19 protein-coding genes, 3 tRNA genes, 1 other RNA gene and 2 pseudogenes are annotated in these 19,839 nt (G+C 64.2%); 9 read left to right on the forward strand and 16 right to left on the reverse strand.

Going from position 1 to position 19,839, the window contains the following annotated elements; translation table 11 throughout:
- Nucleotides 1-91: 91 nt before the first annotated feature.
- From KDC96_RS05780 to tkt, 10 genes and pseudogenes are all read right to left on the reverse strand, one after another.
- On the reverse strand, nt 92-1,237 hold the full coding sequence (locus KDC96_RS05780; RefSeq protein ID WP_212451458.1) for a slipin family protein: 1,146 nt from the start codon (nt 1,235-1,237) through the stop codon (nt 92-94).
- A gap of 433 nt (nt 1,238-1,670) precedes the next feature.
- Nucleotides 1,671-1,740, reverse strand: a tRNA-Ile gene (locus KDC96_RS05785).
- A gap of 210 nt (nt 1,741-1,950) precedes the next feature.
- Nucleotides 1,951-2,403, reverse strand: coding sequence for a PaaI family thioesterase (locus KDC96_RS05790; protein ID WP_212451460.1), 453 nt, complete (start codon nt 2,401-2,403; stop codon nt 1,951-1,953).
- Nucleotides 2,400-2,873 (reverse strand): serine hydrolase, encoded by a 474-nt coding sequence (locus tag KDC96_RS05795; protein ID WP_249171939.1) that lies wholly within the window; start codon nt 2,871-2,873, stop codon nt 2,400-2,402. Before KDC96_RS05795 ends, KDC96_RS05790 begins: the two co-directional genes overlap by 4 nt.
- Nucleotides 2,870-3,484, reverse strand: a complete 615-nt coding sequence (locus tag KDC96_RS05800; RefSeq protein ID WP_212451463.1) for a serine hydrolase — start codon at nt 3,482-3,484, stop codon at nt 2,870-2,872. The genes KDC96_RS05795 and KDC96_RS05800 overlap by 4 nt, the downstream gene beginning before the upstream one ends.
- Nucleotides 3,481-4,122 carry a 2OG-Fe(II) oxygenase family protein gene (locus tag KDC96_RS05805; RefSeq protein ID WP_212451465.1) on the reverse strand — a complete coding sequence of 214 codons (642 nt, stop codon included), beginning with the start codon at nt 4,120-4,122 and terminating at the stop codon, nt 3,481-3,483. Before KDC96_RS05805 ends, KDC96_RS05800 begins: the two co-directional genes overlap by 4 nt.
- Nucleotides 4,123-4,144: 22 nt before the next feature.
- Nucleotides 4,145-4,573 (reverse strand): nuclear transport factor 2 family protein, encoded by a 429-nt coding sequence (locus tag KDC96_RS05810; RefSeq protein WP_212451467.1) that lies wholly within the window; start codon nt 4,571-4,573, stop codon nt 4,145-4,147.
- 3 nt (nt 4,574-4,576) lie between these two features.
- Nucleotides 4,577-5,778, reverse strand: a pseudogene (pgk, locus tag KDC96_RS05815) (phosphoglycerate kinase).
- A 92-nt stretch (nt 5,779-5,870) separates the two neighbouring features.
- The gene (gap, locus tag KDC96_RS05820) at nt 5,871-6,878 is read right to left on the reverse strand and encodes a type I glyceraldehyde-3-phosphate dehydrogenase (RefSeq protein WP_212451469.1); all 1,008 of its coding nucleotides are present in this window, start codon (nt 6,876-6,878) and stop codon (nt 5,871-5,873) included.
- A gap of 15 nt (nt 6,879-6,893) precedes the next feature.
- The gene (gene tkt / locus KDC96_RS05825) at nt 6,894-8,873 is read right to left on the reverse strand and encodes a transketolase (protein WP_212451471.1); all 1,980 of its coding nucleotides are present in this window, start codon (nt 8,871-8,873) and stop codon (nt 6,894-6,896) included.
- Nucleotides 8,874-9,099: 226 nt separating this feature from the next.
- Here tkt and KDC96_RS05830 point away from each other — a divergent pair, with 226 nt between their 5' ends.
- The 5 genes from KDC96_RS05830 to KDC96_RS05850 all read left to right on the forward strand — a co-directional run bounded on the left by KDC96_RS05830 (nt 9,100) and on the right by KDC96_RS05850 (nt 10,945).
- Complete coding sequence (locus KDC96_RS05830) at nt 9,100-9,312, forward strand: hypothetical protein (protein WP_212451473.1); 213 nt, start codon at nt 9,100-9,102, stop codon at nt 9,310-9,312.
- Between the two features lie 10 nt (nt 9,313-9,322).
- Complete coding sequence (zapA, locus tag KDC96_RS05835) at nt 9,323-9,805, forward strand: cell division protein ZapA (RefSeq protein ID WP_212451475.1); 483 nt, start codon at nt 9,323-9,325, stop codon at nt 9,803-9,805.
- A 32-nt stretch (nt 9,806-9,837) separates the two neighbouring features.
- Nucleotides 9,838-10,007, forward strand: a non-coding RNA gene (ssrS, locus tag KDC96_RS05840) — 6S RNA.
- Nucleotides 10,008-10,127: 120 nt separating this feature from the next.
- Complete coding sequence (locus KDC96_RS05845) at nt 10,128-10,697, forward strand: 5-formyltetrahydrofolate cyclo-ligase (RefSeq protein ID WP_256439039.1); 570 nt, start codon at nt 10,128-10,130, stop codon at nt 10,695-10,697.
- On the forward strand, nt 10,697-10,945 hold the full coding sequence (locus KDC96_RS05850; RefSeq protein ID WP_212451479.1) for a DUF2842 domain-containing protein: 249 nt from the start codon (nt 10,697-10,699) through the stop codon (nt 10,943-10,945). The genes KDC96_RS05845 and KDC96_RS05850 overlap by 1 nt, the downstream gene beginning before the upstream one ends.
- A gap of 67 nt (nt 10,946-11,012) precedes the next feature.
- Here the strand turns inward: KDC96_RS05850 and KDC96_RS05855 are convergent.
- The 5 genes and pseudogenes from KDC96_RS05855 to thyA form a co-directional block, all read right to left on the reverse strand.
- Nucleotides 11,013-11,089 (reverse strand) — tRNA-Asp (locus KDC96_RS05855).
- A gap of 100 nt (nt 11,090-11,189) precedes the next feature.
- Nucleotides 11,190-12,478, reverse strand: a pseudogene (locus tag KDC96_RS05860) (dihydrolipoamide acetyltransferase family protein).
- A gap of 234 nt (nt 12,479-12,712) precedes the next feature.
- Complete coding sequence (locus tag KDC96_RS05865) at nt 12,713-13,774, reverse strand: alpha-ketoacid dehydrogenase subunit beta (protein WP_212451481.1); 1,062 nt, start codon at nt 13,772-13,774, stop codon at nt 12,713-12,715.
- A complete protein-coding gene (locus tag KDC96_RS05870; RefSeq protein WP_212451483.1) occupies nt 13,771-15,099 on the reverse strand; it encodes a 3-methyl-2-oxobutanoate dehydrogenase (2-methylpropanoyl-transferring) subunit alpha in 1,329 nt (442 codons plus the stop codon). The genes KDC96_RS05865 and KDC96_RS05870 overlap by 4 nt, the downstream gene beginning before the upstream one ends.
- A gap of 116 nt (nt 15,100-15,215) precedes the next feature.
- Nucleotides 15,216-16,184, reverse strand: a complete 969-nt coding sequence (gene thyA / locus KDC96_RS05875; RefSeq protein ID WP_212451485.1) for a thymidylate synthase — start codon at nt 16,182-16,184, stop codon at nt 15,216-15,218.
- A 111-nt stretch (nt 16,185-16,295) separates the two neighbouring features.
- Here thyA and KDC96_RS05880 point away from each other — a divergent pair.
- Both KDC96_RS05880 and KDC96_RS05885 read left to right on the forward strand, forming a co-directional pair.
- Nucleotides 16,296-16,372 (forward strand) — tRNA-Pro (locus KDC96_RS05880).
- Nucleotides 16,373-16,561: 189 nt separating this feature from the next.
- Nucleotides 16,562-18,136, forward strand: coding sequence for an amino acid permease (locus KDC96_RS05885; RefSeq protein WP_212451487.1), 1,575 nt, complete (start codon nt 16,562-16,564; stop codon nt 18,134-18,136).
- A gap of 3 nt (nt 18,137-18,139) precedes the next feature.
- On the opposite strand, the gene KDC96_RS05890 is transcribed toward KDC96_RS05885, so the two are convergent.
- A complete protein-coding gene (locus KDC96_RS05890; RefSeq protein ID WP_212451489.1) occupies nt 18,140-18,595 on the reverse strand; it encodes a DUF3429 domain-containing protein in 456 nt (151 codons plus the stop codon).
- 78 nt (nt 18,596-18,673) lie between these two features.
- On the opposite strand from KDC96_RS05890, the gene KDC96_RS05895 reads away from it, so the two are divergent.
- On the forward strand, nt 18,674-19,447 hold the full coding sequence (locus tag KDC96_RS05895; protein ID WP_212451491.1) for an SDR family NAD(P)-dependent oxidoreductase: 774 nt from the start codon (nt 18,674-18,676) through the stop codon (nt 19,445-19,447).
- A gap of 139 nt (nt 19,448-19,586) precedes the next feature.
- Nucleotides 19,587-19,769: a YqaE/Pmp3 family membrane protein gene (locus KDC96_RS05900; protein ID WP_212451493.1), complete on the forward strand. Its 183-nt coding sequence runs from the start codon at nt 19,587-19,589 to the stop codon at nt 19,767-19,769.
- The last annotated feature ends 70 nt before the right edge of the window (nt 19,770-19,839 follow it).

Below are 19,839 nucleotides of genomic sequence, written 5' to 3' on the forward strand. Positions count from 1 at the left end.
GGCCCTCGCAACAGCGCGCGCGCAAACCGCCAACAGAAAGGGCGGAGCACCCGTGGATGCCCCGCCCTTCCGTTGTCAGAACCGGTCCGGCTTAGTCGCGATCGGCGATCTTCACCAGCCGGTTGGTCAGGACCTCGAGGCCCTCGTTGGAGCCGGTGCGCACGTCGATGTGACCGATCTTCTCGGTCACGCGTTCGAGCGCTTCGAGTTCCTTCAGGCGCATCAGCACCGGGTTGTCGGCCATCAGCTTCGCGGTGTTGAGCAGGCTGCGGGTCGCAGCCGTTTCTTCACGCCGACGGATCAGGTTCGCCTGCGCGACCTTTTCCGCTTCGACCACCCGGTTGATAAGCTCGCGCATCTCGCCCGGAAGGATCACGTCCTTGATGCCGAGTTCGGTCACCCGAACCCCGATTTCGCCCACTTCCTTGCGGACGTGCGCGACGATTTCGCCGTCGACCTTGACCCGGTCGTTGAGCAGCTCGTCGAGCGTCCGACCCGCCACGGCCTCACGGACCGCGAACTGGATCAGCTTGTAGACGTGCCCCTCGTAATCCGGGGTCGACAGCGCCGCCTGTTCGACGCCGGTAACCTGCAGGAACGACGTGAGCGTGATCCGCACGGACACACGATCCTTCGTCAGGATTTCCTGCGCGGTCACCTCCATCGGCACCGGGCGGGTGTCGAACGCCATGCTCGTCACCTTGCGGCCGACCTGCCAGTAACCGTGCTCTCCGGCACCGACAGTCTCGTGCAGCGCGCTATCGAACAGCACGATGGCGCTCTGCGCCTGCCCGACCGACACGATCTCGACCGGCGCCGGGATCGGACGCCCGAACACCGTCGCCTGCTTGACCTCGGCCAGAAGCCGCTTGGCAAGCGTCGGCTCGGCTTCGACATCGATCGCCTGCACGGTGACTTCGTCGAGAACCTTCCAGACCCGCGCGACGTCGCCCCCGCGCACGATCAGGCTGACCCGCCCGTCGATCCGCACGATCGCGACTTCGCCGACTGCCGGCGCGACGATCTCGAAATTCGCCTCCGCGAGCTCGGGGTGGCGCTTCTCGATTCCGTCTACCAACGGTGAGTGGCAGGCACCGGTCGCAGCCACGATATCGAGCTGCATCCGGGAGCTGTTCCACAGCCAGTAGAAGTGACGCCCGGGTTCGAGAACCCGAACGAGGCGGCCATCCTTGACCAGGAGACCGCGCTGGTTTTCTGCAATGATGAACCACTTCATCTTGCGTCTCCTGTGCTCGCTTTGTCGGGCCCATCCCGACAAGCCTCCCCGATTGGGGGAGCGCGCGGCTAGACGCGATTCGTTTCAGTTGCAACCGGTTTCTTCGCGATAATCTCCCGATGCCGTAGCGTCCTTGCTGTGATGTGCTCGGGAAATGGGTCGGCCGGGAGGCAATTCCCCGATACCGCGCCGGGCCCTCGGTTAAGGCAGACAGGCCCGGTTTCCGCTGCGCCCGCGTCCATGCCGCCGTAGCGAACATGCCGGTGGGCACCGCGTCATCGGGTGCCATGCCTGCCGGTATCCCCGAGAGCGCGAAGGCTCGATACCGGTGCCTTGGTCGCTTGGCTCGCCGAGCCCGAAGACCCGGCTCGCCGCGCTTCCGCGGCTGGATTGCCCGCCCGGCCTTCCCGTGCTCGAGAAGCCGTGTAAGGGCCGTTTGGTGCGGGAGTCGAACCCGCGACTCGTAGATTATCAGTCTACTGCTCTCCCACTGAGCTAACCAATGGTGCTGGATTCGAACCAGCAGGGCTTGCGCCGTTCCCATGGAGACGATTTTGAGTCGTCGCTTGGACCTGAACCAAGTGCCTTGCAGGGCAGCCTTCACCGGGAACACACACATGGCAGAGCCACAGCGCGCCCTGCGGCTCGCAATACCGCTGGCGAAGGGCCGCGCGGTTAGGCGCATCACTGGGTCGTGTAAAGCCCTTGCGGGTTCAGCCGCGCCTGGTCAGGCGGCGGATGATCCCGGTAAAGCTCAGCGCCGGTTCGCCATCGGCGGTCACCAGCCCACGCACGAAGATCGTCTTGCCGCCCCCGCGTGTAACCTCGCCGCGGGCCTCGACCAGCGCGCCTGCGGCGACCGCGCCCAGGAAATCGCCCGACAAGTTCATCGTTACCGCGTTGTCGCCGGCGAGTGCGTCGGTCGCGATTGCGAACAACGCGAAATCGGCGAAGGTCAGCAGGCACCCGCCATGCATGAACCCCGCGCCGTTCATGTGATGCTCCGCTGCGCGAAAAGCGCACACGAAATCCCCGTTATCCTCTCGCCGGGTGAAGAACGGGCCGGAGCGGTTTTCATAGGGATCGTGATTCCAGAAACGCCATCCCGCAAATTCGCCGTCGTGCGCCTCGACCGCATTGCCGTAACCGTATTCGGTTTCACTCATTGTGCGAACTGCTCCAGAAACCGCAACGCGATCGGGCTTTCGACGATCTCGGCCTTGACCAGCGAATTGCTCCACCACACCGCCTCGGTGTTCGCCAGCACGATCAGCGTCAGCCGCTTTTGCGGGACCTTGAGGTACAGCGCCGAGTACTGCTTCTCGTTCCAGCCCGAATGCCACATCAACCGCTGATCGTTCCAGTCTTCGAGGAACCAACCGTCGCGGTAGTCGCCCAGCGGTCCGACCGGCGTGGCGATCAGGTCCGCGGTCCCCGCAAACATGCCCGAATCGAATGCGATATCGAACTGGGCGATGGCTCGCGGGCTGGCGATGATTCCGGCCGCTGCGCGGAAGTCGTCGTCAGGAAGCGGTTGCTTGACTGCACGGCCATCGACAACATCAAACGGTTCGGCGAGGTATCGCAGTGCCGCACCGCCATCAGGATCGCGCCAGCCCAGGGCGGTATCCTTCATGCCGGCAGGGTCCGCGACCCTGTCGCGCACGATCGTGCGCAAATCCCGTCCCCCGCTCCCGAAATCGCGCGGTCGATCCGGGCGAAGGCAATGGGATTGTAGACGAACGCATCGCCGTTCACCCGCATGTCGAGCATGTCGCGCAGCGTCGATGGCTTGCTGCACGCCATCGGTGCGATGGCATTGCCGTGACGGTCCTTTCCGCCCGCCATAAAGGGAATACCGGTGGTTACGAAGAACTCGCACAGGTCGGTCCAGCCTTGGTCTGAAGTCATCGGTATCGCGAGGTCGATGCCGCCCGCTGCCGCTTCGGCGAGGATCGCGCTCGCCGCGATCGGCTTGGTCACCGATGCGATCTTGTAGGTGGTTTCGGCGCGCGTCGGCAATTCACCTTCGTCGTCATAGGTTCCCAGGTACGTTTCCCATGCGATCCCGCCATCCCTGACGATGACGGCACTGATTGCCGGTGTGCCCGTTTCCCTGCGGAACTCCTCGAGAAACGCGCCAAAGCTATCGTAGTCGGCATCCTCGGCAGCGGCAGGCGCGCCGACCATGGCCGCAGCGAAAGCGGCCAAGGAAGCCAACCGCCGGGCGACAAATCCGATTTTCACGCGTCGGGCTTTCGCGCCGGGATGAGATTGATCGCGATCGAGATGCGCGTGCCGGGTCCGTGGAACGGGCGCACCGCGTGTTGCAGCCAGCTGGGAAACATCACGATCATGCCGGTAGCAGGTCGAATCAGGGGTTCGCTGACCTGCGCCTGCCCGCCGGCGTCCTTCAACCGCAGATCGGGAGCGGTCATGCGGATCATCGGCATTCGCGGGTCCATCAGCTGCAGTTCCCCGCCCAGCCTGGGGTCTATCGCGCCGTCGTAACCATCGTCGATATAGGCGACCGCTGACCAGAAGCTACCCGGATGCATGTGGTATTGATTGGCATTGCCCGTGCCCGAAACGTTGGCCCACATTTCCGGGATCCAGCTGTATCGGCTGTCGCGCGGGGCCTGTGCATCGATGGTTGCTGCGTCGGCCATGGTCATCGCCTTGTAAGCGAGCGCGCGCGCCGCCTCGCCGCCCCAATCAATCATCTGCGTGTTCGAATGCCACCCGCCGATATTGGATATGCTGACACCGGCCTGGTCGCGCGCGCGCTCGGCCAGGATCGCGTCGCGCAGCACCTTGATCCCTTCGGGACTCTGGAGGCGGTCGACAACGAAAGGAGTTGCGAACAGGTGGCGCGTTTCGCTCATGATAGTGGCCTCTCCCGGGCGCTCAGTTCCATAGCTGCAATCGGTGCATGGCGTGAGCGAGCACCTCATCGGGCTCCATCCGCGCCAGGCTCCGCTCGGCGAGCTTCCAGCCACGCCCAAACGCGTTCTTGCGCCACAGGTCGGAGATCCAGAATTCTCCCTTCCAGTCGAGCCGACCGAGCTTCATCTCAAGGTCGAATCCCGCGGTAAACCACACGCTCTTGCCATGCTGGCGCGAGAACACCTCGCGCATGCGATAGGCGGAGCAGTGGAAGTCGCCCTGGCAGGCCTCGAGAAAGCTGGGACGGTCGAGCAGCTCGGGTCGCGGCGAAGCCATGACCAGCAGGAAGTCGCGTGTCAGCAGCTTCTTGAGCTCGCTCTTTTCGCGCTTCATCCACGCCCGCATGAAGCGGTGTTCGAGCGTTTCGATCTCGGCGGATATGTCGGCCATGGCTCAAGCGGAGAGCGCGGCGACGCCGGGCAGGTCCTTGCCCTCCATCCATTCAAGGAAGGCACCGCCAGCAGTTGAAACATAAGTGAATTCGCCCGCTACGCCCGCCTGCGCCAGCGCCGCCACGGTATCGCCGCCCCCGGCCACGGAGGTCAGCGACCCCTCCTGCGTGAGCGCGGCCGCATGCCGGGCCAGTGCGATGGTTGCGGCGTCGAACGGTTCGGTCTCGAACGCGCCCAGCGGGCCGTTCCACACCAGCGTGCGGCAGGTCTTGAGCACATCGGCAAGCGCCTCGGTCGCTCCGGGACCGATATCGAGGATCATCTCGTCCGCGGCGACTTCGTGAACGTTGCAGGTGCGCAGGGACGGCGGGTTGGCGGCGAATTCCTTGGCCACCACCACGTCGTAGGGCAGATGCACGGTGCACCCGGCATGATCGGCCTGGTCCAAGATGGTCGACGCGGTGTCGGTCAGGTCGTGCTCGCACAGCGACTTGCCGACATCGACTCCGCGCGCGGCGAGGAAAGTATTAGCCATGCCCCCCCGATGATGAGGTGCTGGACCTTGGTCACGAGGTTTTCGAGCACAGCAAGCTTGGTCGAGACCTTGGCCCCGCCGACCACGGCGGCGACCGGCTGCTCGGGATTGCCGAGCGCGGCGTCGAGCGCCTTGAGCTCGGCTTCCATCGCGCGGCCCGCGTAGGCCGGCAGATGGTGCGCCAGCCCCACCGTCGTCGCATGGGCGCGGTGCGCGGCGCTGAACGCGTCGTTGACGTAGAAATCGCCATGCGCCGCGATCGCCTTCGCGAGGTTGGGATCGTTGCCTTCTTCGCCGGGCCAGAACCGGGTATTGTCGAGCAGCCCGATATCGCCCGGGCTCAAGATGCCGATCGATTGTTCGACCACCGGCCCGGCGATTTCGGGCACGAACATGAGCTCCTTGCCCAGCACGCCTTCGACATCGCCGACGACCATGCTGGTCGAAAGAACGGACGAACGCTTGCCGCCCGGACGCCCGAAATGCGCCAGCAGCAGGACTTTCGCGCCTTTCTGCGACAATTCGAGGATGGTCGGCTTGACCGCCTCGACCCGTGTGACATCGCTGGCCGAGCCATCCTTCATAGGAAGGTTCAGATCGACCCGCACGAGCGCGACCTTGCCGGTCAGGTCGGCGGGGAGATCATCGAGGGTTTTGAAGCTGCTCATGTTCCAAGCCTATCCGTTCGGTTCGAGCGAAGTCGAGAACCATCAGCACAATCGTGTCTCGACTTCGCTCGACACGAACGGAGATGCCGAAACTACAGGAACTCCGCCATCACGCCAGCCGTGTCGATCATGCGGTTCGAGAAGCCCCATTCGTTATCGTACCAGCTGACGACGCGCGCAAGTTTGCCTTCCATCACGCTGGTTTCGAGGCTGTCGACCGTCGAGCTGGCCGGGTGGTGGTTGAAGTCGCTCGAAACGAGCGGCTGGTCGGTGTAATCGAGCACGCCTTTCATCGGGCCGTCGGCGGCCGCCTTCAGCGCAGCATTGAGCTCTTCGGCCGACGTATCGCGGCCCGGCTGGAACACCAGATCGACCAGCGAAACGTTGGGCGTCGGCACCCGGACCGATGATCCATCGAGCTTGCCCGCCAGTTCCGGCAACACCAGCCCGACCGCGCGCGCCGCACCGGTCGTGGTCGGGATCATGTTCTGCGCGCCGCCGCGCGCCCGGCGCATGTCGCTGTGCATCTGATCGAGCATACGCTGATCGTTGGTGTAGGAATGGATCGTGGTCATGAAACCACGCTCGATCCCCACCGTGTCGTGCAGCACCTTGGCCACCGGCGACAGGCAGTTGGTGGTGCAGCTGGCGTTGGAGACGATGACGTCGTCCGCCGTCAGAACATCGTGGTTCACGCCGTAAACGATCGTGGCCGATACGTTCTTGGCCGGGGCCGAGATCAGCACCCGTTTCGCCCCTGCTTTGAGGTGCGGTTCTGCAGCCTCGTGGCTCTGGAAGAAGCCGGTGCATTCGAGCACCATGTCGATGCCCTGCGCCGCGTGCGGCAGGTTGCCGGGGTCGCGCTCGCTGGTCACCGCGATCGACTTGCCGTTGACCACGATAGCGCCGTCGGCGACCTCGACCGTGCCGGGAAAACGGCCGTGGGTGCTGTCGTACTGGAACAGCAGCGCGTTCGACTTCGTATCGGCGAGATCGTTGATCGAAACCAGTTCCAGATCGTGATCGCTGCGCTCGAGGATCGCGCGCGCGACCAGCCTTCCGATGCGACCGAAACCGTTGATGGCGACCTTGGTGGCCATAAGAGAAACTCCTGCTTAGTGGTTCAGTTTGTTCTGGATTTGCGGGACGATCGCGTCCGCCGTGAAGCCGAAATGGGCAAACAGATCCTTGGCCGGGGCCGATCCGCCAAACCGGTCGAGCCCGATATTGAGGCCACCGCGACCGGTGTAGCGCTCCCACCCGAACGTGCTCGCCGCTTCGATCGAAACGATCAGCGCATCGCCAGGCAGGATTTCGGCGCGATAGGCCTCGTCCTGCTCGTCGAACAGTTCGGTGCAGACCATCGACACGACATCCGCGCCCACGCCTTCCGCCTCGAGCCGTTCAGCACATTCCATCGCCAGGCCGACTTCGGACCCGGTCGCGAGGATCACGACCTTGCGGTTGGCCCCTGCATTCCTGAGTCGGTACCCCCCGCGCGCCGAGCGGTTCTCGTCGACGGTTTCGAGCCGAACCTGCGGCAGGCCCTGTCGGCTGAGCGCGAGGACCGACGGGCGATCCTTCGCCTTGAGTGCAATTTCCCAGCATTCGGCGGTTTCGACCGCGTCCGCGGGACGCATTACCAGCAGGTTGGGCATGGCGCGCAGCGACGCGAGATGTTCGACCGGCTGGTGGGTCGGCCCGTCTTCGCCCAGCCCGATGCTGTCATGCGTCATCACGTAGATCACCCGGCATTCCTGCAAGGCCGAGAGCCGGATCGCGCCGCGGGCGTAGTCGGTGAAGACGAGGAAGGTTCCGCCGTAGGGGATCACACCGCCGTGCAGCGCCATCCCGTTCATCGCCGCCGCCATACCGAATTCGCGGATGCCGTAGTATACGTAGCGACCGGAATAGTCGTCAGCGGTGAAGGCTTCGATCCCGCCCGCCTTGGTGTTGTTAGATCCGGTCAGGTCGGCGCTGCCGCCGATCGTATCGGGCAGGCGCGGGTTGATTTCGGCCAGCGCCATTTCGCTCGCCTTGCGGGTCGCGACGCTTTGCGGGTTTGCGACGAGGTTGGCGATATGGTGCTTCGCCGCATCACCGTGGGGCAGTTCGCCCGCCATTCGCCGCTCGAATTCATCCTTGTGCGACGAATTCGCCAAGCGCGCATCCCACGCGGCGGACGCCTCGCGCCCTGTATCGCCGGTGGCGCGCCAGTTGGCGAGGATTTCGTCGGGCACGACAAAAGGCTCTGCGTCCCAACCGAGCATTTCGCGCGCGGCGGCGACCTCATCCGGCCCGAGCGGTGCGCCGTGGGTCGCGCTGGTGCCCTGCTTGTTGGGCGCGCCCTTGCCGATCACGGTCTTGCACGCGACCAGCGAAGGACGATCGGCTGCCTTCGCCTCGGCCAGCGCCCGCTCGATATCGGCGAAATCGTGCCCATCGCACTCGGTTACGTGCCACCCGGTCGCAGCGTAGCGCGCCCTGATGTCCTCGCTGGTCGAAAGGTCGGCGCTGCCGTCGATCGTGATGTTGTTGTCGTCCCACAGCACGATCAGGCGATCGAGCTTGAGGTGCCCCGCGAGCCCGATGGCTTCGTGGTTGATGCCTTCCATCAGGCACCCGTCGCCCGCGACGACCCAGGTGCGGTGATCGACCAGCTCGTCGCCGAACACAGCGTTGAGATGCCGCTCGGCCATCGCCATGCCGACGGCCATCGCCACACCCTGTCCCAGCGGACCGGTGGTGCATTCGACTCCGTCGAGCAGGAAGTTCTCCGGGTGCCCCGCGCACGGGCTGCCGAGCTGGCGGAAGTTGCGAATGTCCTCCATCGTCGGCGCCACGTATCCGGTCAGGTGCAGCAGGCTGTAAATCAGCATCGATCCGTGTCCGGCACTGAGCACGAATCGATCCCGATCGGCCCAGTCGGGACGGGACGGGTCGAATTTCAGGTGGTTCGAAAACAGCACGCTGGCGACGTCGGCCATGCCCATCGGCATCCCCGGATGTCCCGAACTGGCGGCCTGTACCGCATCCATCGACAATGCGCGGATGGCGTTGGCCATCGGTTGCAGGCGGGCGGCGTCAATCGTCATGCGCGAGGATGCTCCTGCTGGCAGCGAGATGCTGTGGAAGCCCGTCGAAATCCTGTTCGCCCGGGCGATTCGATCCGTGCGGAGAGCCATTGCCGAGCGGTAAAGTGAGGTCAAGCTGCGACCGGCGAGGGTCCCCGGCAGAGTGAGTGGCCATGGGCCAGAGCACTTATCAACAGGGCGCGGCAAGACTTTGCGCGCGCTTGTCAATCTTGGTAAATCGCAGATCATGACCGAAAGCCGGATCGAGCAGGCGATGGCGCGACTGGACGCGGCGATGGCGCGGATCGCGAAGGCGCGCACCGATGCAGCCGGCAAGGCGTCCGATCCGGCGGGGTCGGCACGCGTGATGGCGCTGGTGAACAACCACGAGAAGCTGCGCGAGGAAGTCGCCGACACGCTCGGCGAACTCGACGCGCTGATCGAAGAACTCGAAGGATGAAATCTCCGCGATGAGCCAGGTGACGATCACGATCGGTCCCAAGCCCTACACCATCGTCTGCGGTGACGGCGAGGAGGCGAAGATCGCCGCGCTGGGCGAGGTGATCGACGGCTACTATGCCAAGCTCGGCAGCAGTCGGGCGGTACAGGAAACGCAGAATCTGGTTTTCGCGGCCCTGTTCATGGCGGACGATCTCGAAGAAATCCGCAAGTCCGCCGATGCTGCGAGGCGCGCGGTCGAGCATACCGAAGCCAAGAACGGCGGACGGGACTCCGAAATGCGCACCGAGATCGAAACGCTGCGCAAGGCCGAAGAGCGCGCGCGTGAGGACGCGAACGCGCTGAGAGCGGAGCTTGCGAAAATGCGCGAGGCGGCCCGGCATCAGCACGACCTGTTTGGCGACGAGAAACAGGCCGAGGCGATTGCCGCAAAGCTGGAAGCGCTCGCCAGCCGCGCCGAAGAAACCGCTTCCGCGCTCGAAGGCGCCGCTTGAAGCGCGACCGATCGAGGCTTAAGTGGATGTTGGCGGGACTGCCCGGCACGAGCCGTTCGAATATCCCTGAGGCTATAAGCATTCCTAGGGAGCTGTCCCTGCCTGGGTCCACCGGTTCGGCCGTGGGACCCGGGTATACGGCGCCCACCTGACGTTTAGGCGTCAGAGGATTTCTCTGGCAACGACCCATGGTGGTTCCGTCACTTGCCGCACCATGCACAGCAATGATCCGTTCGGGCTGAGCCTGTCCAGGCCCCGCACTTCACTCATTCCGCAACCATCGAAGGATGAACGGCCTTCGGAAAGCTCAGGGCGACCGGGATTGGACAAGGCGAACCTCCGAACGACAATGCGCAAGGCCCGGCGCGAGCATGTCGCTGCGCAGTCGGACAGCATTCGCGCGCTGCTGTTCCACCGCCCGCCGGCGCCGCTGCTGACGATGGTGGAACCCGGGACGGTAATCGGGCTCTACCATGCAACCGGTCACGAAGCCCCGACATCGGGATACATGAAATTCTTTCATGAAAGCGGACATCCGATTGCCCTGCCGCACTTCGCCGACCGCGATGCGCCCATGACATTTCGCCGGCATTCCGATCCGCACGCCGAAAGCGATCTGGAGGCCGGGCCCTTCGGATTGCTCCAGCCCGCCGCACGCGCGCCGGTCGTAATCCCCGATCTGCTGTTCGTGCCGCTGCTGGGCTTCACCCGGCATGGTGACCGGCTCGGCCAGGGTGGCGGACATTACGATCGCTGGCTGGCGGAACATCCGGGCCGCACGACCATTGGGCTGGCATGGGATGCGCAGCTGGTCGATGCGCTCCCGCTCGAACCGCACGACATCAGGCTCGATGCGGTCGTCACCCCGACCCGGATGTATGGACTGGATTGATGCGCGAAACACCGACCTGGCGAATTCCGGTAGGCATCATCGGGCTGTTCGTGGCGCTGATCGTCTACGGCGCGATTATCGTCGGCCTGCTGGCGGACACGTTGCGGGCATGGCCGTGGTGGGCGCAGACGATCATCTACCTGGTCCTGGGGCTGGTCTGGCTGCTGCCGCTGAAACGCTATCTGATCTGGATGGAAACCGGCAAGTGGTCCGCCCCGGACCAGCAGCCCCCCCTGCCCAAGGACTAGGGCAGGTTGCGTCCCGGCGGCAGAATGCGCCGCCCGCAATTCCATTGAGCTTCATGAAGGTCCCAAGTGGCGCGAGTGACGGGACTCGAACCCGCGACCCTCGGCGTGACAGGCCGATACTCTAACCAACTGAGCTACACCCGCGCATTAACGCGTCAGCGCCTCTTGGGAAGCAGCGCCACTAGGGCAGTGCAGGAGGGCTGTCAACGCTCTCCGCATGCCCTCCGGCGCATTTTTTTCGCCGTCAATCCGACAGCAGAAGAACCGGCGTCTCGATCAGCTTTTTCAGCTCCTGAACGAAGCTCGCCGCGTCGTAGCCGTCGACCACGCGGTGATCGCAAGAGATCGAAATATTCATCAGCTTGCGCTTCTCGATCCGCTCGCCGCCCTGGCCATCGGATACGAACATCGGGCGTTCGATGATCCGGTTGGGGCCGATGATCGCGACTTCGGGGCGATTGATCACGGGGGTGGTCGCCACACCGCCAAGCGGGCCGAGCGAGGTCACCGTCAGCGTCGATCCCGAAAGTTCATCCGACTTTGCCGAGCCATCGCGCGCGGCGTTTGCCAGCCGCCCGATCTCGCTCGCCAGCTGCCACAGATTGCGGCTCTGCGCATCCTTGATCACCGGCACGATCAGCCCGCTATCGGTCTGCGTCGCCATGCCGAGATGCACACTGCCGTGGCGGGTGACGACGTTTGCCTCGTCGTCGTAGCGCGCGTTAATCATCGGGAAGTCGGGGATCAGCTTGCAGATCGCGCTGATGAGCAGCGGGAGCATGGTGAGCTTCGGCTTGTTGCCGCGTGCTTCGTTGAGCTGCGCGCGCATCCGCTCGAGCTCGGTGACGTCGCATTCTTCGACATAGGTGAAGTGCGGGATGTGACGCTTCGCGGCCGACATGTTCTGCGCGATCCGCTTGCGCAGGCCGATGACCTTGATCGCTTCATCCGCGCGGGTCCGGCCCGCAGGCGAGAAGCCGCCGCCGGAATTGTAGGCCAGGAACTGGTCAAGGTCGCCGTGGCGCACACGGCCATCCTCGGCAGGCTTGACCTGCGCCAGATCGATGCCGAGGTCCTTCGCACGCTTGCGCACGGCTGGTGAAGCGAGAACCTTCTCTCCCCCTCCCTCGAGGGAGGGGTCGGGGGGTGAGTTTCCGACGTATCGGGCGTGGCCCCCCCATCCCCAACCCCTTCCCCCACGGGAAGGGGCTTATCCGGTTCGTGCTCGGCTTCGGGCTCCGGTTCGGGTTCCTGCTTGACCGGCTCAGGGTCCGGAGCATCCTCCACATCCCCCTCTACCTCGATCACCAGCAGCATCGATCCGACCGCGATCGTGTCGCCGAGATCGCCGGCCACTTCGAGCACTGTGCCGTCGACCGGGCTTTCGATGTCGATCGTCGCCTTGTCGGTCATCACGTCGACGAGGTGCTGGTCCTCGGACACCGTGTCGCCGACCTTGACGTGCCATTCGACGATCTCCGCCTCTGCCACGCCCTCGCCCACATCGGGCATGTTGAATGTGAATTTCGCCATCGTCTCAAACCGTCCTTTTCAGCGCGCCGTGGCTCGCCGGAGAAGCCCTTCGAAGTTGACACACTTGACACTGTGTCATCCTGCGAAACCCGCTTCAATTACCTGAAATTGCTCGGTAAACATGCCCACTCGCGAAGTTGACGCTTTTCCAACCCGGTTTCGCGCCCAATCGCCAAGTATTGCATTTGCCCTGCCACCGGAAAGCGGGTGTAGGAAAGCCCTGCGCGCCATGCCCTACTCCCCGAGAATCTTGTCGATTGCCTCGCCGATGCGGACCGGGCCGGGGAAATAGGCCCATTCGAGGCTGTGCGGATAGGGTGTGTCGAAGCCGGTGACGCGCTCGACCGGCGCTTCGAGGTGGTAGAAGCAGCGTTCGGTCACCAGCGCCGAGAGTTCGGCGCCGAAGCCGCTGGTGCGGGTCGCCTCGTGGACGATCAGGCAGCGCCCGGTTTTCCTGACCGACGCTTCGATCGCCTCGATATCGAGCGGAACGAGCGTGCGCAGATCGAGGATTTCGGCGTCCACATCCTTCGCCGCGCACACTACCTCGGCCACATGAACCATCGTGCCGTAGGTCAGCACGGTCAGCGCCTCGCCCTCGGTCACGTAGCGCGCCTTGCCCAGCGGGATCTTGTAATAGCCCTCCGGAACGACGCTATCCTTGTGCTTTTTCCACGGTTCGACCGGCTTGTCGTAGAAGCCCGAAAACGGCCCGTTATAAATCCGCTTGGGCTCGAAGAAGATCACCGGATCGTTATCTTCGATGCAGGAGATCAGCAGGCCTTTCGCGTCGTAGGGCGTTGCCGGGATCACGGTCTTGAGCCCCGAGACATGGGTGAAGATCGCCTCGGGCGATTGCGAGTGCGTCTGCCCGCCGAAGATGCCGCCGCCGAACGGCGAGCGCACCGTCATCGGCGCGATATAGTCGGTCGCCGAGCGATAGCGCAGCCGCGCGGCTTCGGAGATCAGCTGGTCGAGGCCGGGATAGATGTAATCGGCGAACTGGATTTCCGGGACTGGACGCAAGCCGTAGGCGCCCATGCCGACCGCCACGCCGATGATCCCGCATTCGCTGATCGGCGTGTCGAACACGCGGGTCTTGCCGTGTTTCTCCTGCAAGCCTGCGGTGCAGCGGAACACGCCGCCGAAATAGCCGACATCCTCGCCCATCACGATCACGTCGGGATCGCGATCCAGCATCACGTCGAGCGCTTCGTTGATCGCCTCGATCATGTTGATGCGGCGTTCGGTCACTTCGGCGACACCGTCTGCTGTGGTTTCGGTCTGCGCGCTCATTTGCCTCGCCCCAAACCAGCAGCGTCCATCGGATGGTGATCGGGCCACTTGATCTGCCGTTCCCGCGTCGCCTGCGCCGCCTGCTCCTCGAGATGCCAGGGCAGCTCTTCGAACACGTCCTCGAACATGGTGTGGAACGGATGGTGCAGGCCGTGGCCGAGGATGCCGTTCTTCTCGGCTTCCTTGGTGGTGGCCTTGACCTCCTCGGCGCAGCGCTGGTCCATTTCGGCCTGCCGCTCCTCGTCCCACTCGCCGATCGCGATAAGGTGCTTCTTGAGCCGGTTGACCGGATCGCCCAGCGGCCATTCCTCGCGCTCTTGCGCGCTGCGGTAGCCGGATGGGTCATCCGAGGTCGAATGCCCTTCCGCGCGATAGGTGAAGAATTCGATCAGCGTCGGGCCGTGATTGGCGCGCGCGCGGTTCGCCGCCCATTGCTGCGCCGCATAGCACGCCAGCGCATCGTTGCCGTCCACGCGCAGGCCAGCAAGCCCATAGCCCAGCGCGCGCGCGGCGAAGGTGGTGCGCTCCGCCCCGGCAAACCCGCTGAAGCTGCTGATCGCCCACTGATTGTTGATAACATTGAGGATAACCGGTGCATTATACACGGTCGCAAAGGTGCAGGCGCTGTGGAAATCGCCCTCGGCGGTCGAGCCCTCGCCAACCCAAGTCGCCGCGATCCGGCTGTCGCCCTTGATCGCGCTCGCCATAGCCCAGCCGACCGCTTGCGGCGTCTGCGTGGCGAGGTTGCCGGAGATGCTGAAGAAGCTGTGCTCGCGGCTCGAATACATGATCGGCAGCTGGCGGCCCTTCAGCTTGTCGCCCTTGTTCGAATAGATCTGGTTGATCATTTCGATCAGCGGGTATCCGCGCTCGATCAGGATGCCCTGTTGACGGTAGGACGGGAACACCATGTCGTCGCTCGCCAGCGCCATCGAGGCGGCGACGCTGGTCGCCTCTTCGCCGGTGCACTTCATGTAGAAGCTGGTCTTTCCCTGCCGCTGTCCGCGAAACATGCGCTCATCGAACGCGCGCACCAGCGCCATGTGGCCGAGCATGGTGCGCAGGGTTTCGGGATCGAGCTTCGGATCCCACGGTCCGTGCGCCTGGTCGTCCTCGCCGAGCACGCGGATCAGGCCGTAGGCGAAATCTTTCATATCGCCGGGATCGGCGCTTTCGTCCGGGCGCGGCTGCGCACCCGCTTTGCCGATATCGATATCGCTGAAATCGGCCTGGTCGCCGGGGCGAAACTTCGGCTCGGGAACATGCAGCGCGAGCGCGGGACGATTGTCTCCGGTTGGCTGCGGGGTGTCGGCCGGATCGGCCATATGAGCGCTCTCCCTCGCTGGAACCGTCAGGGTGACGGCGCAATTCCAATCATTGCGCGCAAGGGAATTTTTATTTCAAAGGCGGGAGTCGGTCAAGCACTCCCACGCGGTGCGCATCAAACGGCAACAGGCGCTTTGATCGGAGGCAGCGGCGCGTAATCATGCACCACGAAATCGGCGATTGTGTAATCGAATATTGTTTCGGGCTTGCGGACGATCTCGAGCGTCGGGTTGCCCTGCGGCTCGCGCGAAAGCTGCTCCTCGATCAGGTGCGCGTGGTTGAGGTAGAGGTGCACATCCCCGCCCATCCACACCAGCTCGCCCGGTTCGAGACCGGTCTGCTGCGCGATCATCCGCGTCAGCAGCGCAGCGGACCACAGGTTGAACGGCAGGCCGAGCGCAACGTCGCAACTGCGCTGGTAGAGCATGCAGTTGAGGCGGTCCCCAGCGACGTGGAACTGGTAGGTCTTGTGGCACGGCGGCAGAGCCATCCGGTCCAGTTCGGCGACGTTCCAGCCTTCGATGATGTGGCGGCGGCTGCCGGGATTGGTGCGCAGGCTTTCGATCACCTCGGCGACCTGGTTGATCCCCTCGCCCTTCTCGTACAGCCCGTCCGCGCGGTAGCGGTAGGTCGGCCAGTCGACCCATTGCTTGCCGTAGACCGGGCCGAGATCGCCCCATTTTGCCGCAAACGCCTCGTCGTCGGCGATCCTCTGGACGAAGGTGTCGAGCGCGATATTCTCACCCGTCTCCTTGACGTAGCGGGCGTGCGGCCACTCGTTCCAGATCTTCACACCCTGCAGGACCAGCGGTCGGATGTTGGTTTCGCCGGTCAGGAACCACAGCATCTCGCGCGTCGCGGTCTTCCAGTAGACCCGCTTGGTGGTGAGCAGCGGCATCGCGCCATCGGCCAGGTCGAACCGCAGCATCGCCCCGGCGATCGAGCGGGTGCCGACGCCGGTCCGGTCCTCCCGCTCGCTGCCGCCGTCCCAGATGTGCCGCATCAGATCCAGATACTGCCACTCATAGTGACCCGACCCGTGAAGTTCGGAAGGAATCGTCTCAGCGGTTTCGAGCGTTGCCATGGCGAAAACTATAGGCGGCAATTGCCCGCTTGCCACCCCGCCCATCCACACCTATAGGGCGCGCCTTGCCTCGACCTGCGCGGGCTCGTTTCTGCGCAGGACCGACACGGTCGGGGAGTAGCTCAGCCTGGTAGAGCACTGTCTTCGGGAGGCAGGGGCCGGAGGTTCGAATCCTCTCTCCCCGACCAGTTTCGCAAAACTCCCAACCGCAAGGGCGGGAGGCGGCTCAGAGCCAAAGCCAGATCACGCTTCGATCCCAATACAAAAAGCCACCGCGCCGCAACTTTGTTGTTTAAGCGCGCCAATCGCGGTGCTATTTGCATCGCGCCGACTGGCTGGACGCAATTGCGCTGTCGCGGGTCGCCGAGAATTCCCACATGATACTAGACCGGATCAAGCCGCTCGACGCCATCCTGGCCACGGCGCAGAAGAAGTCGCTCAAACGTTCGCTGGGCTGGCTGCAACTCACCCTGCTCGGAATCGGATGCGTTATCGGAACCGGGATATTCGTGCTGACTGCCGTCGGCGCGCAGAAGGCGGGACCGGGTCTGATGGTCGCCTTTGCGATCGCCGGACTTGTCTGCATTGTCGCCGCGCTGTGTTACGCGGAGATCGCAGCGATGATCCCGGTGGCGGGCAGCGCCTACACCTACAGCTATGCGACGATGGGCGAATTCCTCGCGTGGACCGTCGGTTGGGCGCTCATCATGGAATACGCCATCGCCGCGAGCGCGGTATCGGTCGGCTGGTCGGGCTATTTCAGCGGTACGGTGCTCGGCGGGCTGGGGATCCATCTGCCCGCGTGGCTCAGCGCCGGCCCGCTTGCTTTGGGCGGAGCCGAGGGCGGTTTGATCAATCTTCCCGCCCTGGTCATCGCTCTGCTGGTCACCGGGCTACTGGTGGTCGGCACCAGCGAGAGCGCCAAGTTCAATGCGGTGCTGGTCGCGATAAAGGTCACCGCGCTGACGGCGTTCGTGGCGCTCACGCTGACCAGCGCGGATTTCACCGCTGAACATTTCAACCCGTTCCTGCCCGCCGGAATTTTCGGGGGTTGGGGCACCGGGGTCGGCGCGGTCGGCGCGGCGGCGACGATGTTCTTCGCCTATGTCGGGTTCGATGCGGTTTCGACCGCCGCCGAAGAAACCAAGGACCCGCAGCGCAACGTGCCGATCGGGCTGGTCGGATCGCTGCTGTTCTGCACGGTGTTCTACATCCTCGTTGCAGGCGGGGCGATCGGGACGCTGGGCGGACAACCGATCATGGACGCGATGGGTTTGCCGCTGGAGGCCGGCTCACCCGAACTGGCGCGGCAATGTGCCCTTCCCCAGTATGCCGATGCGCTGGTGTGTTCGAACGAGCCGCTCGCCCATGTGCTCAAGGTGCTGGGTTTTACCGGGTTCGGCAACGCCATCGGGCTTGCGGCTTTCGTCGCCCTGCCTTCGGTCATCTTGGTGCTGATCTTCGGCCAGACGCGGATTTTCTTCGTGATGAGCCGCGACGGACTGCTGCCGGAGGCGCTGAGCCGGGTGCATCCCAGGTTTCACACTCCGCACATCGTGACGCTGATCACCGGCGTGGCGGTCGCGATCGGTGCGGCATTCTTCCCGGTCGGGCAACTGGCCGATATCTCGAATGCGGGGACGCTCTATGCCTTCCTGATGGTCGCGATCGCGGTCATGGTGCTGCGGGTGAAGGACCCCGCGCGCAAGCGTCATTTCAAGGTTCCCGCCGTGTGGCTGATCGCGCCGCTGACGATACTTGGCTGCGTCCTGCTGTTCTTCAACCTGCCAACAGCGGCGATGCTATTCCTGCCCGGTTGGGGTGTGATCGGGATTGCGATCTACCTGTTCTATTCGCGCAGCCGCAGCCATCTCGGAAGGGGAATTGTCGAAGTGGTCGACGAGGTTGCGGGGGAACAGACCATGGTTCCGATCCACCCGCCGGGAGAATGATCGTCAGACGATCGCGTTGGCGACGAGGCCCAGTGCGATCGTCAGCGCACCGAGACCTGCCGAGAGTTGCACCCGCAATCGGAAAAAATCCTGCGCCGCGTATCCCAGCGCGCGGTCGACCAGCGGGGACAGCAGGATCAGCGCGCCGAGATACAGCAGCGCCGGGCCGGGCCATTCCCAACCGAGCGTCCACGGCAGAAACAGCGCGACGGAAAGCAGGCTGGGCATGACGGCAAGCACATAGGCGCCCGCTCCGCCTTTCCCGGCCTGAATCGCCTGCCCCCACCACACGCCGCCGAGGAAGCTGAAAATCGCAGCGGCATAGGCGAACCCTCCCGCAAGCGCGGTGTAGCCGTATTCGTGCCCACTCCACGCCAGCGCAAGACACAGGATTTGCGGCAACAGCCCGGCAAAGCCGAGCCAGCGCGACGCGGGGGTCAGCGATGTTTTTCCGTCCATGGGGCCAGAACCGCGTGGAGACCCCGCCGGTTCCCGGCTGCTTGCAGACCGGCAACATTTGCGGCACCGCCCACGCCCATGGACCTGTTCGATCTATCGGGCCGCGTCGCGGTCATCACCGGCGGCAATGGCGGCCTTGGACTCGGGATGGCGCGCGGGCTGGTGAAAGCCGGAGCCAATGTCGCGATCTGGGCGCGCAATGCGGAGAAGAACCGCGATGCGCTGGCAGAGCTGGCCGCATTCGGCGGCGGCGAGGCGATCGCGCTCGCTTGCGATGTCTCTCAGGAATACCAGATCGAAAGCGCCGTGGCCGCGACGCTGGAGGCGTTCGGCCGGGTCGATGCCTGCTTCGCGAATGCGGGCCGCCCGGGTCAGGGAGCGGGCGTGCCCGATCTTACCGCAGAAGGCTGGGACGCCGTGATGGCCGTCAACGCCCGCGGCCCTGCCCTTACTTACAAGCACGTCAGTCGCCATATGATCGAGCGCGCGAAGAACGGCGATCCGGGCGGAAAGCTGATCGCAACCTCGTCCGGTCAGTCGATCATGGGGGTGAACCGCAGCTCCGACTACGCAGCGTCGAAGGCTGCGCTCAACGGTCTGACGCGCGGGGCCGCCTTCGAGCTGGCACGGCATCAGATCACCGCCAACGCGCTGTTGTTTGGTTACTACGAGACCGATATCACCGCCGCCGCCGACCCGAAGTTCGCTGCATGGATGGAAAAGCGCATCCCGCTGCGCCGCCCGGGCGATCACGCCGGGCTTGAGGGACTGGCGGTGTTCTTCGCCTCGCCGCACTCCGACTATATCACCGGGCAATGCCTACCGGTCGACGGCGGGTTATCCATCAGTTGACGGCGCCTCCGCAAATGCATGAGCAAACTATTGGTTCCGCACAATTTGTCGGAACATGTTGCGCTCCGCAGCCGTTGATTGGGCAAACGACGACGCGACACCGCGCCACCCTGCAAACCCAATCACGGAGCCGCAAGACATGCTCGAACTTCTCGCTCTTATCGCCACCATCCTCATTCCGCCGCTGGGCGTCGCCATGAAGAAGGGTCTCAGCACCGATTTCTGGATCAACCTGATCCTGACGCTGTTGTTCTTTGTCCCCGGCCTGATCCACGCATTCTACGTGAACTACATCGCCGGCGGGACGCGTTCGATCGCGTAAACCGACGTCACATTCCCTCGACGATTATCGAGCGGCCGGAGCCCGGGATAAAACCCGGGCTCTTGTCGTT

Origin of the sequence: Erythrobacter sp. JK5, assembly GCF_018205975.1 — a bacterium.
Classification (GTDB): Bacteria; Pseudomonadota; Alphaproteobacteria; order Sphingomonadales; family Sphingomonadaceae; genus Erythrobacter.

Bases quoted from the DNA above. Each gene is read 5' to 3' on its own strand.
- KDC96_RS05780 (WP_212451458.1), bottom strand. From the start codon at position 1,237: ATGAAGTGGTTCATCATTGCAGAAAACCAGCGCGGTCTCCTGGTCAAG.
- KDC96_RS05790 (WP_212451460.1), bottom strand. From the start codon at position 2,403: ATGAGTGAAACCGAATACGGTTACGGCAATGCGGTCGAGGCGCACGAC.
- KDC96_RS05795 (WP_249171939.1), bottom strand. From the start codon at position 2,873: ATGAAGGATACCGCCCTGGGCTGGCGCGATCCTGATGGCGGTGCGGCA.
- KDC96_RS05805 (WP_212451465.1), bottom strand. From the start codon at position 4,122: ATGAGCGAAACGCGCCACCTGTTCGCAACTCCTTTCGTTGTCGACCGC.
- KDC96_RS05810 (WP_212451467.1), bottom strand. From the start codon at position 4,573: ATGGCCGACATATCCGCCGAGATCGAAACGCTCGAACACCGCTTCATG.
- gap (WP_212451469.1), bottom strand. From the start codon at position 6,878: ATGGCCACCAAGGTCGCCATCAACGGTTTCGGTCGCATCGGAAGGCTG.
- tkt (WP_212451471.1), bottom strand. From the start codon at position 8,873: ATGACGATTGACGCCGCCCGCCTGCAACCGATGGCCAACGCCATCCGC.
- KDC96_RS05830 (WP_212451473.1), top strand. From the start codon at position 9,100: ATGACCGAAAGCCGGATCGAGCAGGCGATGGCGCGACTGGACGCGGCG.
- zapA (WP_212451475.1), top strand. From the start codon at position 9,323: ATGAGCCAGGTGACGATCACGATCGGTCCCAAGCCCTACACCATCGTC.
- KDC96_RS05850 (WP_212451479.1), top strand. From the start codon at position 10,697: ATGCGCGAAACACCGACCTGGCGAATTCCGGTAGGCATCATCGGGCTG.
- KDC96_RS05865 (WP_212451481.1), bottom strand. From the start codon at position 13,774: ATGAGCGCGCAGACCGAAACCACAGCAGACGGTGTCGCCGAAGTGACC.
- KDC96_RS05870 (WP_212451483.1), bottom strand. From the start codon at position 15,099: ATGGCCGATCCGGCCGACACCCCGCAGCCAACCGGAGACAATCGTCCC.
- thyA (WP_212451485.1), bottom strand. From the start codon at position 16,184: ATGGCAACGCTCGAAACCGCTGAGACGATTCCTTCCGAACTTCACGGG.
- KDC96_RS05885 (WP_212451487.1), top strand. From the start codon at position 16,562: ATGATACTAGACCGGATCAAGCCGCTCGACGCCATCCTGGCCACGGCG.
- KDC96_RS05890 (WP_212451489.1), bottom strand. From the start codon at position 18,595: ATGGACGGAAAAACATCGCTGACCCCCGCGTCGCGCTGGCTCGGCTTT.
- KDC96_RS05895 (WP_212451491.1), top strand. From the start codon at position 18,674: ATGGACCTGTTCGATCTATCGGGCCGCGTCGCGGTCATCACCGGCGGC.
- KDC96_RS05900 (WP_212451493.1), top strand. From the start codon at position 19,587: ATGCTCGAACTTCTCGCTCTTATCGCCACCATCCTCATTCCGCCGCTG.